Source organism: Crossiella sp. SN42 (assembly GCF_023897065.1).
Classification (GTDB): Bacteria; Actinomycetota; Actinomycetes; order Mycobacteriales; family Pseudonocardiaceae; genus Crossiella.
Window position 1 is genome coordinate 17,334 of record NZ_JAMHIV010000049.1, and the last position, 16,210, is coordinate 33,543.

Genomic DNA, 16,210 nt, shown 5'->3' on the forward strand with positions numbered 1-16,210 from the left:
CCCTGTTCCCGTGCGATATCGGGCGCAGCGCGAGGCGATCGTGGCCACGTGCCGGCGACTGGTCGAACAGCGACTGGTCGTCGGCACGGCGGGCAACGTCAGCCTCCGGGTCGATGACCTCCTCCTGGTCACCCCCAGCGGGGTCGACTACGACCAGCTCACTCCTGAGCAGGTCGGCCTGCACCGGCTGGACGGCAGAGCGGTCGAGGCGCCGCTGTCCCCGACCAGCGAGCTCCCCATGCACCAGGCGATCTACGCCGCCGGTCCGGCCAGGGCGATCGTGCACACCCACTCGGTGGCCGCGACCGCGCTGAGCTGCGTGGTCGAGGAGATCCCGCCGGTGCACTACTACCTCGGCATATTCGGCGGCGCGGTGCGGGTCGCGCCGTACGCGCCCTACGGCAGCCCCGAGTTGGCCGAGGCCACGGTGGCCGCGCTCCAGGGCTCCTCGGCCTGCCTGCTGGGCAACCACGGCGCGGTGACCGTGGCAGGCACCCTGGCGCACGCCTTCCGCCGGGCCGCCTACCTGGAGTGGCTGGCCGAGGTGGCGCTGCGGGTGCTCTCCAGCGGGGTCACGCCGCGGCTGCTCTTCGCCGAGGAGCTGGCCGAGGTGACGCCGCGGATCCAGGAGTACGGGCAGCACCCCGGCGAGGAGATCTGAGTCTTTCGGGCCAGGCTGAAAAGCATGTCCGGCGACCGGGAACCGCTCCCACACTCCGGACATGACCAACTCCCTGCGCACCACCCTGGTCACCCTGCTCGTGACCGCCGCTTTGGGGGTCGGCCTGCCAGCGCAGGCTGAACCCGCGAACCACGCGATGGGCTCGCAGATCGCCAAGCACGAGGGCCGCTCGTCCCGGCCCGCCACCTTCGACGCCGCGGCCACGGTGCCCGGCATGGACGTCAGCAGCTGGCAGGGCAACGTCGACTGGGCCAGGGCCTGGGCGAACGGCGCCCGGTTCGCCTACGTCAAGGCCACCGAGAGCACCACCTACCGCAACCCGTACTTCACCCAGCAGTACAACGGCTCCTACAACGTGGGCATGATCCGCGGCGCGTACCACTTCGCCGCGCCCAACACGACCAGCGGCGCGGCCCAGGCGCACTACTTCGTGGACAACGGCGGCGGCTGGTCGGCGGACGGCCGGACGCTGCCGGGCGTGCTGGACATCGAGTACAACCCCGATGGCGACACCTGTTACGGCGTCGGGCAGCGCGCGATGGTCACCTGGATCAGCGACTTCGTCAACACCTACCGGGCCAGGACCGGGCGCTGGCCGGTGATCTACACGGCCACCAGCTGGTGGAACCAGTGCACCGGCAACCTCACCGACTACAGCCAGGTCAGCCCGCTGTTCATCGCCAACTACGGCGGCTCGCCGGGACCGCTGCCGCAGCGCTGGCAGTACCACACGATCTGGCAGCACGCCGACTCCGGCGTGTTCCCAGGGGACCAGAACCTGTTCAACGGGACCTACGACCGGCTGAAGGTGCTGGCCACCAACCGGGACTAGGCCGTGTCGCCACAGCCCCGCCCGCGGTAGCCGCGCCGGTTCGGCCGCTGGCGGCACGGCCGGAACGCCCGAATACACCCGGTATGAGGGCGTCCCGGCCGCACCGCCAGCGGCCAAACCGATCACGACTCCCGCAGGCGGGGCTGTGGCGACACGGCCTAGGCGACCAGGGCTTCCAGCGCCTCGCGTTCGAGCCTCTCGGCCTCGTCCGCGCGGCGCTGGGCCCGCCGGACCAGCAGCGCCACGGTCAGGCTGAGCACCGCGGCCATCGCGATGGACAGCAGCAGGCCGAGCACCGGGTCGGAGGTCAGGCGGCCGCCGGTGTAGCCCAGAAGCGAGGCGTAGGTGGCCCACAGCGCGGAGCCGATCACCGCGGCCACGGTGAACCGGCGCGGGCCCATCCGGAAGGTGCCGGCCAGCATCGCGCCCGCGATGCCGCCGCCCGGCACGAACCTGGCCGCGACCAGCACTGGCTCGCCGTGCTGCTCCAGCCGGGCCCGCACCCAGCGGACCGAGGCGGGCGTGCCGCCCTTGCGCCGCTCGAAGCGGTGCAGCGCGGGCGGGCCGAACTTGTAGCCCACCCGGTAGTTGATCAGGTCGGAGATCAGGCAGCCGACCGCGGTCACCACGATCACCACCGGCAGCGAGAGCTGTCCGGACGCGGCGAGCAGACCGGAGCTGATCACGAACGCCTCGGTGGGCGCCAGCGGAACGACCGCGACCACGAAGGTCGCCAGCAGCAGCAGCTCAGGCACAGCGGTGAAGTTCACATCTCGCCCAACGTAGGGAACACGGTCGTGGATCCGGTCCGGCCCGGTCCTTCAGTGACTCTTCAGCTGCTCAACCCAGCTCACGACGGGCCTTGCGCAGCAGCCGCAGCACTGAGCGTTCGATGGTGTCGCGTGTTTCCGGCATGGTCAAATCGGTGCTCCTGATCCGCAGGACGGTCGGCCGGATGGTGAGACCGTGGTCATAGGCGTCGATGACGTGCGGATCGATGTAGGAGCGGCGGCAGACCGCGGGGGTGTTGCCGATCTCCTCGGCCACCTCCCGGACCATCCCGGCCACCGCCCGCTTGCGCCCGGTCTTGCTCGCCGGCCGCTCCTCGGCCCCCAGCGCGGTGGCCGCCAGCACGGTGGCGTTCCAGGTCCGCAGGTCCTTGGCGGAGAACCCGTCCCCGGCCAGCTCGCGGAGGAACTCGTTGACCTCCTCGGCGCGCACGTTCCGCCAGCCCTGCCCGTTGCGGTAGGCGAAGAGCTCCGGGTTGTCCTCCTCCCGCCGCAGCAGCCCGCGAACCACGGAAAACGCCTGGTCATCGGCCACCGACAGCTCCCGCTGCTGGCCGCTCTTGGCCAGGTAGCAGACGTGGATCCGGCCCTTGCGCAGCGCCACGTGCTCGCGCCGCAGGGTGGCCAGTCCGTAGCTGCCGTTCTCCTTGGCGTAGCTGTGCCCACCGACCCGGAACGCGCCCAGCTCCAGCAGCCGCAGCGCCGCCGCCAGCACCCGTTCCCGGCCCAGTCCCGGCTGCTCGATGTACTCCGCGATCCGGGTGCGCACCTTGGGCAGCCGGGCGGCCAGCCGGAGCACCCGGTCGAACTTCTCCGCGTCCCGCCGGGCGGTCCAGGCCGGGTGGTAGAGGTACTGCCGCCGCCCGGCCTCGTCCACCCCGACGGCCTGGATGTGGCCGTTGGGGTGTGGGCAGATCCACACTTCCCGCCAGGCAGGCGGGATCACCAGTTCCTTGATCCGGGTGAGGGTGGCGGCGTCCACCGGTTCGCCGCGCGCGTCCAGGTAGCGGAACCCCCGGCCGTGCCTGGCCCTGGTGAGTCCCGCTGCCCCTGGGTCACTGCGCCGGAGCCTGGTCACCCGGAGCGGATACCCACTCCGCTCCGGGTGATGCGGCTCAGCGGTAGGCGCGGTTGATCGCGGAGACGATCGCCTTGAGCGAGGCGGCCACGGTCGAGCCGTCCACGCCGACGCCCCACAGCACCCGGCCGCCGACCGCGCACTCCAGGTAGGCCGCGGCGCGGGCGTCGTCACCGGCGGAGAGCGCGTGCTCGGCGTAGTCCAGCACCCGCACGTCGTAGCCGATGGTGGTCAGCGCGTCCACGAAGGCCGCGATCGGCCCGTTGCCGCGGCCGCTGATCACCTGGGTGTCGCCGTCGACGATGACGGTGGCCTCGATGTCCTCGTTGCCGGAGCCGTCGTCGGTGAGCCGGTGCCGCAGCAGCGCCAGCGGCGCCTTCTTGTCCAGGTACTCGGTGGTGAAGACGTCCCAGATCTCCTTGGGCGAGACCTCGCCGCCCTCGGTGTCGGTGACCTCCTGCACGATCCGGGAGAACTCGATCTGCAGCCTGCGCGGCAGGTCCAGGTGGTGCTCGGACTTCATCACGTAGGCCACGCCGCCCTTGCCGGACTGCGAGTTGACCCTGATGACCGCCTCGTAGCTGCGGCCCACGTCCTTGGGGTCGATGGGCAGGTACGGGACCGCCCAGCGGAAGTCGTCCACCTCGGCGCCCGCGGCCGAGGCGTCGGCCTCCATCGCCTCGAAGCCCTTCTTGATCGCGTCCTGGTGGCTGCCGGAGAAGGCGGTGTAGACCAGGTCGCCGCCGTAGGGGTGCCGCTCGGGCACCGGCAGCTGGTTGCAGTACTCGACCGTGCGGCGGATCTCGTCGATGTCGGAGAAGTCGATCTGCGGGTCGATGCCCTGGCTGAACAGGTTCATGCCCAGCGTCACCAGGCACACGTTGCCGGTGCGCTCGCCGTTGCCGAACAGGCAGCCCTCGATCCGGTCCGCGCCTGCCTGGTAGCCCAGCTCGGCCGCGGCCACCGCGGTGCCCCGGTCGTTGTGCGGGTGCAGGGACAGCAGCACCGAGTCCCGCCGGGTCAGGTTGCGGTGCATCCACTCGATGGAGTCGGCGTAGACGTTCGGCGTGGCCATCTCCACCGTGGCGGGCAGGTTGATGATCGCCGGGCGGTCCGGGGTCGGCTGCCAGATGTCGGTGACCGCGTTGCAGACCTCGACCGCGTAGGCCAGCTCGGTGCCGGTGTAGGACTCGGGGGAGTACTCGAACCGGAACTCGGTGTCGGTGTTCTTCTCCGCGTAGGCCAGCACCAGCTCGGCGGCGTCGGTGGCGATCTTCTTGATGCCGGCGCGCTCCTGCCGGAACACCACCCTGCGCTGCAGCACGGAGGTCGAGTTGTAGATGTGCACGATCGCCTTGGGCGCGCCCTCCAGGCTGGCGAAGGTGCGCTCGATCAGCTCGGGGCGGCACTGGGTCAGCACCTGGATGGAGACATCGGCCGGGATCGCGCCGTCCTCGATGATCTCCCGCACGAAGTCGAAGTCGGTCTGGCTGGCGGCCGGGAAGCCGACCTCGATCTCCTTGTAGCCCATGCGCACCAGCAGGTCGAACATGCGGCGCTTGCGGGCGGGCGACATCGGGTCGATCAGCGCCTGGTTGCCGTCCCGCAGGTCGACCGCGCACCACAGCGGGGCTTGCTCGATGCGCTGGTCCGGCCAGGTGCGGTCGGGCAGGGTGACCGGCTCGACGAACTCGTGGAAGGGCTTGTACCGGTGGATCGGCATCGAGCTGCCCAGCTGGGTGTTCCACGCGGGCTGACCGGCGGGCGCCGGACGGGCGGGCTGGCGGATCCGGCTGGCGGCAGAGATGAACGCGTCGGAGTTGGTGCTCATGGGATGTGGTGGCTCCTGCAAACCGGGGAAGGGACCGGCGAGAACGCAGCCAGGACTCCGCGACGGGGGGCCGGTCTGGTCAGACCCCGTCGCGGCAGCGAAGGAGCAGGCCGCGTGCCACGGGGGGAGCCTAGCCCGCCGCCAGGGCGGATGAGAAAAACCTCCCGGATCGTGGGAGTGTCCACTCCCTACTGGCGGGTAGCCTGACCTCGCCGGACATGCCAGACTGCGCCTCATGGCCGAACACTCCGAGCGCCGCCACCAGCGGGGCACCGCGGTGCTGACCAGGGCGCGGATCGTCGGCGTGCTGGCCGGCGCACTCCGCTGGATCGGCACCATCGTGGCAGTGGTCCTGGTGGCACACGTGGTGCTCACCGTGGGCGGGGCGAACCCGGAGAACGGGATCACCCAGTTCGTGGCGAGCTGGGCCGACCCGCTGGCGCTGGGCTTCCGGGACCTGTTCATGCCCGAGGACCCGAAGGCGCGGGTGTTGGTCAACTACGGGATCGCGGCGCTGTTCTGGCTGATCGTGACCTCGATCGTGGTCAAGATCGTGCGTCGGCTGGGCTGAGTCAGACCCCGACCACGGTGACCATGTCGTCCAGCCCGGCGAAGTCGTCCACGTTGCGGGTGTAGAGCGGCAGATCCCGGGACGAGGCGATGGCGGCGATCATCAGGTCCAGGCGGCGCGGCTTGGGGCTGCGATTCGCCTCCAGGGTCAGCGCGACCAGCGTGCCGTAGCGGGCCGCGGCCTCGCGGTCGAAGGGCAGCGGCTCGAACTCCACGATCGCGGCTCCGAGCTTCTCCGCCCGGGCCGCCCTGCTGGCGGCCGTCTTGGCCATGGCCACGCCCTGGTGCAGTTCGGCCAGGGTGATCGCGGTGATCTCCGGGAACTCGGGCAGGGCGGCCGCGTCGAGCCGGTCGAGGTCGATGAACGCGCAGGTGTCCAGGAGCCCTGTCTCGGGACGGTCAGCCACCGGCACGCGTCCACGGGTCGTCGTCGTCCACCCGGTCCTGGGTGCCGAAGAACTCGTCAGCCTCCTGCCGCAGCTGTGCGGCGTCCACCCTGGGCAGCTTCCGGTGCCGTGCCACCAGCTCCTCGGCGCTGAGCCTGCGCCTGCGGGAGAGCGGACGCAGCTCCGCCACCGGCACCCCGCTGCGGGTGATGTGGTAGGTCTCGCCTGCCTCCACCGCGTCCATCACGGCAGCGGAGTTGTTCCGGAACTCCCGCTGGGTGAGGATCTTCATGGGGCCAGTGTAGCACCGCGTAGCACGACGAGCTACGCGTCAGAACGCCGGTTCACCCCACTCGGTGAACACCAGCTCGTCCAGCGCCTTCCGCGTCCTCGGCCGCGCGTCCCGCTCCAGCAGTCCCTGGTCCGCGCTCGCCGGATCGGCCAGCCTGCCCACCGCGATCACCACCACCGGGTCCAGGTGCTCCGGCAGCGAGAACACCGCCTTCGCGCCCGGCCTGCTGAACCCGGCCATCTGGTGCGCGACCAGGCCCTCGGCCACCGCTTGCAGCACCAGGTTCTGCGCGGCCAGCCCCAGCCCGTACTCCGCGTACGGCATCGGCTTGCCCTCCTCCAGCTCGGTCACCGCGAGGCCCAGGACCAGCGCGGCGGACACCGCGGCCCAGCGCTTGTTGCCCTCGGTCAGGGTGTCCACGATCTTGCCGAAGGTCTCGTCCCCCCGGCGGCCGAGGATGAACCGGGCCGGTTGGGTGTTGCCCCAGGACGGGGCCCAGCGGGCCGCCTCGAACAGCGCGCGCAGCTGGGGTTCGGTGACCTCCGCGGCCGGGTCGAGGGCGCGCGGGCTCCAGCGGGTGGCGATCAGGTCGTGCACCGGGACGCTGGTGGTGGCCAGGGGGTGCGCCGCGGTCTCGGTCAAGGAGGGCCTCCGGGGTCAGATCGCGTAGGGCCAGGCGGTGATCGAGTAGGCGCCGAACCAGGAACCGAACAGCAGCAGCAGGCCCAGCACCGTCACCATGGTGCCGGGACGCCTGCGGGCCAGCAGCACCGCGGCAGGGAGCAGCAGCGTGATGGCCGGCACCAGCAGCCTGGCCTTGGAGTTCATCAGGCCGTTGGAGCCGATGCTGAGGAACATCACCCCCGCGGAGTAGACCATCAGCGGCCAGGGCAGCCGGTGGTGCAGGCCGAGCGCGAACAGCACCAGGGTCAGCACGATGATCCACACCGTCGCCACCTCCAGCACCGACCTGGCCGAGGACAGCACGTCCAGGCTGAACCGCACGGTGGCCAGGCCGCCGTCGAACTGGGAGTCCCAGCCACGGGCCTGCAGCGCCAGCCAGCCGTCCCAGCGGCCAGTGCGGCTGCCCACCCAGGTCAGGTAGCCGAGCAGGCCGGCCGGGGCCAGCAGCAGGGTCACCCAGGGCCGCCAGCCGTCCCGCCCGCGGATCACCGCGACCAGCGCGGCCAGGCAGACCGCGGCCACCAGCGCCGCGCTGGTCGGGCGAACCAGGCCGGCGGTGGCACAGCCCAGCGCGGCCAGCAGCCACTCCCGGTCGATCAGCCACAGCAGGGTCCACACCGCCAGCGCGCAGAACAGCGCCTCCGAGTAGGTCATGGACAGCACCACCGACATCGGCGAGACCGCGAACAGCGCCAGCAGCACCATCCCGCAGCGCCAGCTGCCGCCGATCCGCTCACCCAGCCGGACCAGGCCGTACGCGCACACCACCCCGGCCACCACGTTCACCGCGAAGGCCGCCGCGACCAGGCCGACCCCCGGCAGCTCGCCGACCGCGCGCACCAGCATCGGGTAGCCGGGAAAGAAGGCCAGCGGCGTCTCCTCGCCGCGCCGCCCGAAGGCGTCCACCAGCGAGACGGGCACCTTGTCGTAGCCGCTGGCGCTGATCGAGAGGTACCACTGCCCGTCCCACGAGGTGAGCGCGCCGGTCACGCTGATCCGGTTCCGCCCGGCCATCCACTGCACCACCCACAGCCCGACCTGCCGGATGAGCAGGTAGAGCAGGGCGGGCGCGAACAGCCGGACCCACCTGTTCCGTTCCCAACGGGCGGGATCACGCCACAGTGGGCGGCGGCGCGGCCCAGATGTGACCGATCCCACCGGAGCAGCCTCCTGCTCGGTTCCCACCTGCGCAGCCGACACAGATTTCCTCCGTCCCAGTGCTTCCGGACCAGGTGCGGGGGACCACGCGTCCCCTGAATGGCTACCGGACACCCTCGCGCGCGCGGGTAGGCTGCTCGCGAGTGTGGACCTGCGTCCTCGCAGGTTAGTGCTGGTGTGTGCGGCTTCGTGGGAGGTGCGGTTCGGTGGCGCTCGTCGTCCAGAAGTACGGCGGATCCTCAGTGGAGACTGCTGAGCGGATCAAACGGGTGGCCGAACGGATCGTGGAGACCCGCAAAGCGGGCAACGACGTGGTCGTGGCCGTCTCCGCGATGGGTGACACCACCGACGACCTGCTGGACCTCGCCAGCCAGGTCGCCCCGGTGCCGCCGGCCCGGGAGATGGACATGCTGCTCACCTCCGGCGAGCGGATCTCCATGTCGCTGCTGGCCATGGCGATCCACGCGCTCGGCGCGGAGGCGCGCTCCTACACCGGTTCCCAGGCCGGGGTGATCACCACCTCGGCGCACGGCAAGGCGCGGATCATCGACGTCACGCCGGGCCGGATCCGGGAGGCGCTGGACCAGGGGGCGATCGCGATCGTCGCGGGCTTCCAGGGCGTCAGCCAGGACAGCAAGGAGATCACCACGCTGGGCCGTGGTGGCACCGACACCACCGCGGTCGCGCTGGCCGCCGCGCTCAACGCCGACGTCTGCGAGATCTACACCGACGTCGACGGCGTGTTCAGCGCCGACCCCAGGATCGTGCCCGACGCCAAGCACCTCGAGCAGATCACCTACGAGGAGATGCTCGAGATGGCCGCCTGCGGGGCGAAGGTGCTGCACCTGCGCTCGGTGGAGTACGCGCGGCGCAACGGGATGCCGATCCGAGTTCGCTCTTCGTTCAACAACAAGCCCGGCACCCTGGTGACCGGGTCGATGGAGGATCTTGCCGTGGAGCAGGCGTTGATCACCGGCGTCGCGCACGACCGGTCGGAGGCCAAGATCACCGTGACCGGTGTGCCGGACCACCCCGGCGTCGCCGCCCGGATCTTCCGGGTGGTCGCCGACGCCGAGCTGGACATCGACATGGTGGTGCAGAACGTCTCCCGTGCGGTCAGCGGCCGCACCGACATCACCTTCACCCTGCCGCGCACCGGCGGCCCGACCGCGGTCGCCGCGCTGGACAAGGCCAAGCCGGAGATCGGCTTCGAGTCCGTCGCCTACGACGAGCACGTCGGCAAGGTCAGCCTGATCGGCGCGGGCATGCGCTCGCACCCCGGCGTGACCGCCACCTTCTGCGAGGCCCTGGCCAAGGTCGGGGTCAACATCGAGATCATCTCCACCTCGGAGATCCGCATCTCGGTGATCTGCCGGGACACCCAGCTCGATGACGCGGTCCGCGCGCTGCACGAGGCATTCGACCTCGGTGGCGACGAGGAGGCCGTGGTCTACGCCGGAACGGGGCGCTGAACATGACGAACACCAACGGCCCCGTGCTCGCCCTGGTCGGCGCGACCGGCGCGGTGGGCACGGTCATGATCGACATCATCAACGGCAGGGAGTCCGTGCCGTGGGGTGAGATCCGGCTGATCGCCTCGGCCCGCTCGGCGGGCAAGAAGATCACCGTGCGCGGGGTGGAGCACACCGTCATCGCGCTGGCCCCCGAGGCCTTCGACGGCGTGGACGTGGCCATGTTCGACGTGCCGGACGAGGTCTCCGCGGAGTGGGCGCCGATCGCGGCCGGGCGGGGCGCGGTCGCGGTGGACAACTCCGGCGCGTTCCGGATGGACCCGGACGTGCCGCTGGTGGTGCCCGAGGTCAACGCCGACCAGGTCGGCAACCGGCCGCGCGGGATCATCTCCAACCCGAACTGCACCACCCTGTCCATGATGGCCGGGCTGGGCGCGCTGCACCGGGAGTACCAGCTCACCGAGCTCGTGGTGGCCAGCTACCAGGCCGTCTCCGGCGCGGGCCAGGCCGGCGTGGACCGGCTCTACGCCGAGATCGCCGCGGTCGCGGGCAAGGCGGTCGGGGAGAAGGCCGGCGACGTGCGCGCCGCGCTGGAGGCCGCCGGGCTGGTCCAGGCCGACTCGCCGTTCCCGGCGCCGATGGCCTTCAACGTGGTGCCGTGGGCGGGTTCGCTCAAGGACGACGGCTGGTCCAGTGAGGAGCTGAAGGTCCGCAACGAGGCCCGCAAGATCCTCGGTATCCCGGACCTCAAGGTCTCCGCGACCTGCGTGCGCGTCCCGGTGGTCACCACGCACTCGCTGGCGGTGCACGCCACCTTCGCCCGCGAGGTCACCGTGGAGCAGGCCAAGAAGCTGCTCGGCGCGCAGCCCTCGGTCGTGGTGGTGGACGACCCGGCCAACGGCCAGTACCCCACCCCGGCCGACGTGGTCGGCGGCGACCCGACCTACGTGGGCCGGATCCGCCAGGCGCTGGACTTCCCGAACACGCTGGAGCTGTTCGTGTGCGGGGACAACCTGCGCAAGGGCGCGGCGCTGAACACCTACGAGATCGCCGAGGTCATCGTCACCCAGTAGGTTCGGTGACATGACTCTGGGCGACGGAGTGGTGCTGGGCATCGACCTGGGCACCACTGCGACCAAGGTGGTGGCCGCGGACCGGCGGGGGCGGGTGCTCGCCCTCGCCGAACGCGGCTACCCCATGCGCACCGACCAGCCCGGCCTGGCGGTGCACGACCCGGACCGGGTGCTGCACGCGGCCCTGGCCGCGGTGCGCGAGTGCGTGCAGACCTGCCAGGACCCGGTGCGGGGGCTGTCCTTCACCGGCGCCATGCACACCCTGATCGGGTTGGACGCCGACTACCGCCCGATCACCCCTTCGCTGAGCTGGGCGGACAACCGGGCCATCGAACAGGCCGCCCGGCTGCGCAGCGATCCGGCCTCGGCCGGCCTGCACCGGGCCACCGGCACCCCGGTGCACCCGTTCGCGCCGCTGAGCAAGCTGGTCTGGTTCGCCGAGCAGGACCCGGACACCAAGCCCGCGTACTGGTGCGCGCTCAAGGACTTCGTGCTGCGCCACTTCACCGGCCGCCTGGTCACCGAGCACTCCTACAGCTCGGGCAGCGGGCTGATGAACATCCACGAGCTGGCCTGGCACCAGCCCTCGCTGGAGCTGGCCGGGATCACGGCCGAGCAGCTGCCCGAACTGCTGGCCCCCACCGACACCCTGCCGCTGCGCGACGGCGTGGCCGACGACCTGGGCCTGCCCCGCGGCCTGCCGGTGGTGGCCGGAGGCGGTGACGGCCCGCTGGCCAACCTCGGCGTGGGCGCGGTCCGCCCCGGCATGGCCGCGCTGTCACTGGGCACCAGCGGCGCGCTGCGGGTGGTGCGCACCGAGCCCGGCATCGACGAACGCGGCCGCACCTTCTGCTACGGCATCGCCGAGGGCTACTGGGTACTCGGCGGCGCGGTCAGCAACGGCGGCGTGGTCAGCCAGTGGGCCGCCGAGCTGGTCGGCGAGGAGGACATGGCCGACCTGCTGGCCGAGGCCGCCCTGGTGCCGCCCGGCGCGAACGGCCTGTTCGCGCTGCCCTACCTGCTCGGCGAGCGCGCCCCCTGGTGGGACCCGGACCCGCGTGGCCTGCTGCTCGGCCTGCGCCGCGACCACGGCAGGGCCGAGCTGACCCGCGCCATGGTGGAGGGCGTGGCCCAGCAGCTGGCCCTGGTCAGGGACGCGGTGCGGGACACCGGTGCCGAGGTCTCGCCGGTGCGGGCCACCGGCGGCTCGTTCCGCTCGGCGCTGTGGGGCCAGCTCATCGCGGCCGCGCTGGACACCGACCTGGAGATCACCGAGGACAGCGAGGGCTCCGGCCTGGGCGCCTGCCTGCTCGGCTGGCGGGCGCTGGGCGTGCTGTCCTCGCTGGAGGACGCGGCCGGGCTGATCACCCCGACCGAGACGGTGCACCCGGACCCCGAGCTGGCCGAGCACTTCGCCGCGGCCCGGCCCAGGGTGGAGCGGGTCTACCTGGCGCTGCGCGAGCTCATGAGCTGAGCAGGTCCACCGAGACCTCCCACAGCCGCTTGGCCGCGGCGGCGTCCAGCGCGTAGGCGGCGACGCCCCGGCGGATCTCACCCGGCACGCTCGGCAGCGCCTCGTTGACGTCCTCGAAGTAGCGGCCGCTGAGCCCGGCCACCAGCGGCGAGGCGGCCAGCAGCACCGAGGTGGCCGCGCCCTGCTCGGTGGTCTTCCACCGCAGACCCGAGCCGGCCACCATGGCCTCGAAGCCAGGGTCGTTCGCCACGTGCCGCTGGAGCCCGGTGCGGATGCCGCCCGGCATCAGCGCGTTGACCTCGATGCCATCCGCGGCCCAGCGCTGCGCGGCCTCCACCGCGAAGAGGATGTTGGCGGTCTTGCTCTGGCCGTAGGCCACCCACGGGTCGTAGGGACGGCGCTCGAAGTGCAGGTCGTCGAAGTCCACCGTGCCCATCAGGTGCGCGGAGGAGCTGACCGAGACCACCCTGGCCCCACCGGCCTCGGCGAGAGCGCGGTGCAGGCCGAGGGTGAGCCCGAAGTGGCCGAGGTGGTTGGTGGCGAACTGGAGTTCCCAGCCCTCCGGCGTGCGGGTCAGCGGCGAGGCCATCACCCCGGCGTTGTTGACCAGGATGTGCAGCGGCCCCTGCCAGTCCGCGGCGAACTTGGCCACCGAGGTCCGGTCGGCCAGGTCCAGGTGCGCGGCCAGCGCGCCGACCTCGGCGCCGACCTGCTCCGCCGCGGCCAGGTTGCGCGCGGCGATGGTGACCTCGGCGCCCGCGCTGGCGAGTGCCCGTGCGGTCTCCACGCCGATGCCGGAGGCGCCACCGGTGACGATGGCGCGCTTGCCGGTCAGGTCCACGTCGGCGATGACCTCGGCCGCGGTGGACTCGTGGTTGAAGGGGGTGGTGAAGCGAGTGGCCATGACAGCGTCCTGTTCTGCGTCTAAGCTCTAACCGGAGGAGCCTCCGGTGACTCCAAGCTAACCGGAGGAACCTCCGTTTAACAGGTGATGCGGGTCACAGGAGTGGAGCGGGCATGCGCGCGGACGCCCAGCGCAACCGGGAGAAGCTGCTCAAGTGCGCGGTCCGGCTGTTCTCCGAACGCGGCCCCGAGGCCACCCTGGACGCGGTGGCCAAGGCGGCCGGCGTCGGCATCGGCACGCTCTACCGGCACTTCCCGACCAGGGAGGCGCTGATCGAGGCCGCCTACCGCAACGAGCTGGCCCAGGTGTGCGCGGCCGCGGCCGACTTGCTCGCCGAGCTGCCGCCGGAGCGGGCGCTGCGCACCTGGATGGACCGGTTCCTGGACTACTGGACCACCAAGCACGGCATGTCCGACGCGCTCAACGCGGTGATCGCCAGCGGCGCCGACCCGTACGAGCAGAGCCGTGACTCACTGCTCTCGGCGGTCCAGTTGCTGCTCGCCCCGGCCGCGGAGTCCGGCGCGCTGCGCGCCGACGTGCCTGCGGAGGACGTGCTGCTGGGCATCGCCGGGGTGGCGCTGGTCGCGGGCGCGAGCGACCAGCGCGAAGCCGCGGGCCGTCTGCTCGACCTGCTGCTGGACGGCCTGCGCCACCGGCCCTAGGCCGCCACCTTCGCTGCTGTCCGCTTCGCTGAGGCGCGGAACAGCACGAAGGCGATCACCGCCGCGAGCAGTCCGGCCCCGCCCACCGCGGCGAAGCCCCACGGCGGCCCGAACAGGTCGATCGCCGCCCCGGCCAGTGGCGCGCCCAGCGCGGTGCCGGTGGTCAGCGCCGAGCCGTGCAGGCCCAGCGCCTCGCCGCGCACCGACTCCGGGGCCAGCTTGCTGACCTCCTCGGAGGTGGCCGCGATGGTCGGCGCGCAGAGCAGCCCGGCCGGGATGATCATCAGGGCGATCAGCCACCAGGTGTCGGCCAGCGCCACCGGGATGGTGCACAGGCCGAGCAGGCCCATCAGCACCAGCGACGGGTAGGAGCGCTTCAGCGAGCCGTAGACGAACCCGCCGACCAGCGAGGCCAGGCACCAGATCGGGATCACCGCGCTGGTCCACGGCAGCTCGCCGGCCTCGCGCAGCACGCCGATGATGGCCAGGTCGCTGCCGGCCAGCACCAGCACCGCGCCGGCGGAGGCGACCAGCACCGCGACCATCCGGGCGGTCAGCCAGCTGGAGCGCGGCGGGCGCGGGCCGGTGGCCACCGACTCCGGGCCGCGCATGACCGGGTTGAGCAGGAACAGCCCGGCGCCGGCCAGCACGATGCAGGCGCCGATGCCGACCATCGCCACGTGCCCGGACACCGTGGTCACCACCAGCACGCCGAGCGCGGGACCGGCCATGAACGCGCCCTCGACCACCATCGAGTCCAGCGAGAACGCGGTCCGCCGCTGCTCCTCCGGCACCAGGGCGGCCATCGCCTGCCGGGAGATCGAGTGCACCGGCAGCGCGAACAGGCCGCCGAACAGGGCCGTGGCCAGCAGCCCGGTCAGGCCCAGCCACGGGCTGGCGAACCAGAACACGCCCTCCACCACCGTGGTCAGCACGACCACCGGGCGCAGGCCGACCGAGTCCACCATCCGGCCCAGCAGCGGCGAGCCCACCGCCAGCCCGACGGTCACCGCCAGCGTCACCAGCGCGGCCCAGGTGTAGCTCTGGCCCAGGTCCTGCAACACGTGCAGGTTCAACACGATTGGCCCTGCCGCGATCGGGGTCCTGGCCAGCAGGGTGACAACGACCAGGGAACGGACGCCAGGCAGCGCGAACAGACGGCGGTAGGGCTCGATCGGCACCCGTGCATGGTGACTGGCGGCACCGACGGCCGTCCAAGCGGTTTCCCGCGCCTGGGCACCGACGCACCGGAGGGAGTGGTGGTGAACCCGCAGACCCCCGCCCGCGACCAGCTCCGCTCGGCCGGACTCCGGGTCACCCAGCCGCGGATCGCGGTGCTCGAATGGCTCGCCGGACACCCGCACTCCACCGCCGACCAGGTCGCCACCGCGGCGCGGGCCCGGCTCGGCGCGGTGTCCACCCAGGCCATCTACGACGTGCTCAGCGCCTGCACCTCGGCTGGCCTGCTGCGCCGGATCGAACCGGCCGGGCACCCGGCCCGGTTCGAGACCAGGACCGGGGACAACCACCACCACCTGGTGTGCCGCCAGTGCGGGCTGACCGAGGACGTGGACTGCGTGCGCGGGGAGAAGCCGTGCCTGGAGCCCGAGGACACCGCGGGCTTCGCGGTGGACGAGGCCGAGGTCGTCTTCTGGGGCCGGTGCCGGAACTGCCGGTAGTGGGCCAAGTGGGCCCATCGGGTCACCGGGCCTACTACCCTCGGCCTGGTGACACTGCCCGGCCAGGACCCGTTAGAGGACACCAAACGCGCCACCCAGACCGCGCTGGAACGCGCGGTGGGCGAGGGCAGGCTGACCCTGGAGGAGTTCGCCGCGCGCGCCGACACGGTGTGGCGCGCGGACACCCCGGCCGAGATCGCCAGCGCGGTGGCCGACCTGCCCGCGCCGGTCGCCCCGGTCCTGCCCGCCACCGAGGGCGCGGTCAAGGTCAGCATCAGCTCGATCTTCGACGACGTGCGCCGCAGCGGCCGGTTCACCCTGCGCTCGGGCACCAAGGTCAGCGCGGTCTTCGGCGACGCCAAGGTGGACCTGCGCCAGGCCGTGATCAGCGAGCCGGTGGTGGACCTGACCGTGTTCAGCTGCTTCGGCGACGTGGTGGTCACCGTGCCCAAGGGGGTCCGGGTGGAGGTCGACGGCTCGGTGGTCTTCGGCTCGGAACGGGTCGAGCTCTCCGCCGAGCCGCCGCTGCCGGGCAGCCCGCTGATCCGCCTGCACGCGCGCTCGATCTTCGGCGATGTCAAGGTGCGCGACCAGCACTGGACCGAGCGGGTGAAGGGCTGGCTGGACCGGCTCGCTTGACCTCCA

Annotated in this window: 18 protein-coding genes; 9 read left to right on the top strand and 9 right to left on the bottom strand. The window is 71.9% G+C overall.

Features of this window, described 5'->3' with window-relative positions:
- Nucleotides 1–10 precede the first annotated feature (10 nt).
- A complete protein-coding gene (locus tag M8C13_RS40210) occupies nt 11–661 on the top strand; it encodes a class II aldolase/adducin family protein (protein ID WP_252486075.1) in 651 nt (216 codons plus the stop codon).
- Between the two features lie 61 nt (nt 662–722).
- Entirely contained in the window at nt 723–1,514 is a 792-nt protein-coding gene (locus M8C13_RS40215) for a lysozyme (RefSeq protein WP_252486076.1), read from the top strand.
- 158 nt (nt 1,515–1,672) lie between these two features.
- Here M8C13_RS40215 and M8C13_RS40220 read toward each other — a convergent pair whose 3' ends face one another.
- The 3 genes from M8C13_RS40220 to leuA form a co-directional block, all read right to left on the bottom strand.
- Nucleotides 1,673–2,269 carry a DedA family protein gene (locus M8C13_RS40220; protein ID WP_252486077.1) on the bottom strand — a complete coding sequence of 199 codons (597 nt, stop codon included), beginning with the start codon at nt 2,267–2,269 and terminating at the stop codon, nt 1,673–1,675.
- 85 nt (nt 2,270–2,354) lie between these two features.
- Entirely contained in the window at nt 2,355–3,380 is a 1,026-nt protein-coding gene (locus M8C13_RS40225) for a DNA topoisomerase IB (RefSeq protein ID WP_252486078.1), read from the bottom strand.
- 37 nt (nt 3,381–3,417) lie between these two features.
- Nucleotides 3,418–5,211, bottom strand: a complete 1,794-nt coding sequence (leuA, locus tag M8C13_RS40230; protein ID WP_252486079.1) for a 2-isopropylmalate synthase — start codon at nt 5,209–5,211, stop codon at nt 3,418–3,420.
- Between the two features lie 235 nt (nt 5,212–5,446).
- On the opposite strand from leuA, the gene M8C13_RS40235 reads away from it, so the two are divergent.
- The gene (locus M8C13_RS40235; protein ID WP_252486080.1) at nt 5,447–5,782 is read left to right on the top strand and encodes a hypothetical protein; all 336 of its coding nucleotides are present in this window, start codon (nt 5,447–5,449) and stop codon (nt 5,780–5,782) included.
- Nucleotide 5,783: 1 nt separating this feature from the next.
- On the opposite strand, the gene M8C13_RS40240 is transcribed toward M8C13_RS40235, so the two are convergent.
- Genes M8C13_RS40240 through M8C13_RS40255 form a run of 4 tightly spaced genes read right to left on the bottom strand, consistent with a single transcriptional unit; the run spans nt 5,784 to nt 8,301 of the window.
- Nucleotides 5,784–6,188, bottom strand: a complete 405-nt coding sequence (locus tag M8C13_RS40240; protein ID WP_252486081.1) for a type II toxin-antitoxin system VapC family toxin — start codon at nt 6,186–6,188, stop codon at nt 5,784–5,786.
- Nucleotides 6,181–6,459, bottom strand: a complete 279-nt coding sequence (locus M8C13_RS40245; RefSeq protein WP_252486082.1) for a type II toxin-antitoxin system Phd/YefM family antitoxin — start codon at nt 6,457–6,459, stop codon at nt 6,181–6,183. Before M8C13_RS40245 ends, M8C13_RS40240 begins: the two co-directional genes overlap by 8 nt.
- Before the next feature lie 39 nt (nt 6,460–6,498).
- Entirely contained in the window at nt 6,499–7,101 is a 603-nt protein-coding gene (locus M8C13_RS40250; RefSeq protein ID WP_252486083.1) for a nitroreductase family protein, read from the bottom strand.
- 15 nt (nt 7,102–7,116) lie between these two features.
- Nucleotides 7,117–8,301: a hypothetical protein gene (locus tag M8C13_RS40255; RefSeq protein ID WP_252486084.1), complete on the bottom strand. Its 1,185-nt coding sequence runs from the start codon at nt 8,299–8,301 to the stop codon at nt 7,117–7,119.
- Between the two features lie 206 nt (nt 8,302–8,507).
- Here M8C13_RS40255 and M8C13_RS40260 point away from each other — a divergent pair, with 206 nt between their 5' ends.
- The 3 genes from M8C13_RS40260 to M8C13_RS40270 are packed head-to-tail and all read left to right on the top strand — an operon-like array spanning nt 8,508 to nt 12,320.
- Nucleotides 8,508–9,773 (top strand): aspartate kinase, encoded by a 1,266-nt coding sequence (locus M8C13_RS40260; RefSeq protein WP_252486085.1) that lies wholly within the window; start codon nt 8,508–8,510, stop codon nt 9,771–9,773.
- Nucleotides 9,774–9,775: 2 nt separating this feature from the next.
- Complete coding sequence (locus M8C13_RS40265; protein ID WP_252486086.1) at nt 9,776–10,846, top strand: aspartate-semialdehyde dehydrogenase; 1,071 nt, start codon at nt 9,776–9,778, stop codon at nt 10,844–10,846.
- A 10-nt stretch (nt 10,847–10,856) separates the two neighbouring features.
- The gene (locus M8C13_RS40270) at nt 10,857–12,320 is read left to right on the top strand and encodes a gluconokinase (protein ID WP_252486087.1); all 1,464 of its coding nucleotides are present in this window, start codon (nt 10,857–10,859) and stop codon (nt 12,318–12,320) included.
- Here the strand turns inward: M8C13_RS40270 and M8C13_RS40275 are convergent.
- Nucleotides 12,310–13,224 carry an SDR family NAD(P)-dependent oxidoreductase gene (locus M8C13_RS40275; RefSeq protein ID WP_252486088.1) on the bottom strand — a complete coding sequence of 305 codons (915 nt, stop codon included), beginning with the start codon at nt 13,222–13,224 and terminating at the stop codon, nt 12,310–12,312. The two genes, M8C13_RS40270 and M8C13_RS40275, sit on opposite strands and share 11 nt — an antisense overlap.
- Nucleotides 13,225–13,337: 113 nt before the next feature.
- On the opposite strand from M8C13_RS40275, the gene M8C13_RS40280 reads away from it, so the two are divergent.
- Nucleotides 13,338–13,886 carry a TetR/AcrR family transcriptional regulator gene (locus M8C13_RS40280; RefSeq protein WP_252486089.1) on the top strand — a complete coding sequence of 183 codons (549 nt, stop codon included), beginning with the start codon at nt 13,338–13,340 and terminating at the stop codon, nt 13,884–13,886.
- Here M8C13_RS40280 and M8C13_RS40285 read toward each other — a convergent pair.
- Entirely contained in the window at nt 13,883–15,067 is a 1,185-nt protein-coding gene (locus M8C13_RS40285) for an MFS transporter (RefSeq protein WP_252486090.1), read from the bottom strand. The two genes, M8C13_RS40280 and M8C13_RS40285, sit on opposite strands and share 4 nt — an antisense overlap.
- A gap of 81 nt (nt 15,068–15,148) precedes the next feature.
- On the opposite strand from M8C13_RS40285, the gene M8C13_RS40290 reads away from it, so the two are divergent.
- Nucleotides 15,149–15,565, top strand: coding sequence for a transcriptional repressor (locus tag M8C13_RS40290; protein WP_252486091.1), 417 nt, complete (start codon nt 15,149–15,151; stop codon nt 15,563–15,565).
- Nucleotides 15,566–15,613: 48 nt separating this feature from the next.
- Nucleotides 15,614–16,204 carry a DUF1707 domain-containing protein gene (locus M8C13_RS40295; protein ID WP_252486092.1) on the top strand — a complete coding sequence of 197 codons (591 nt, stop codon included), beginning with the start codon at nt 15,614–15,616 and terminating at the stop codon, nt 16,202–16,204.
- Nucleotides 16,205–16,210: the final 6 nt, after the last annotated feature.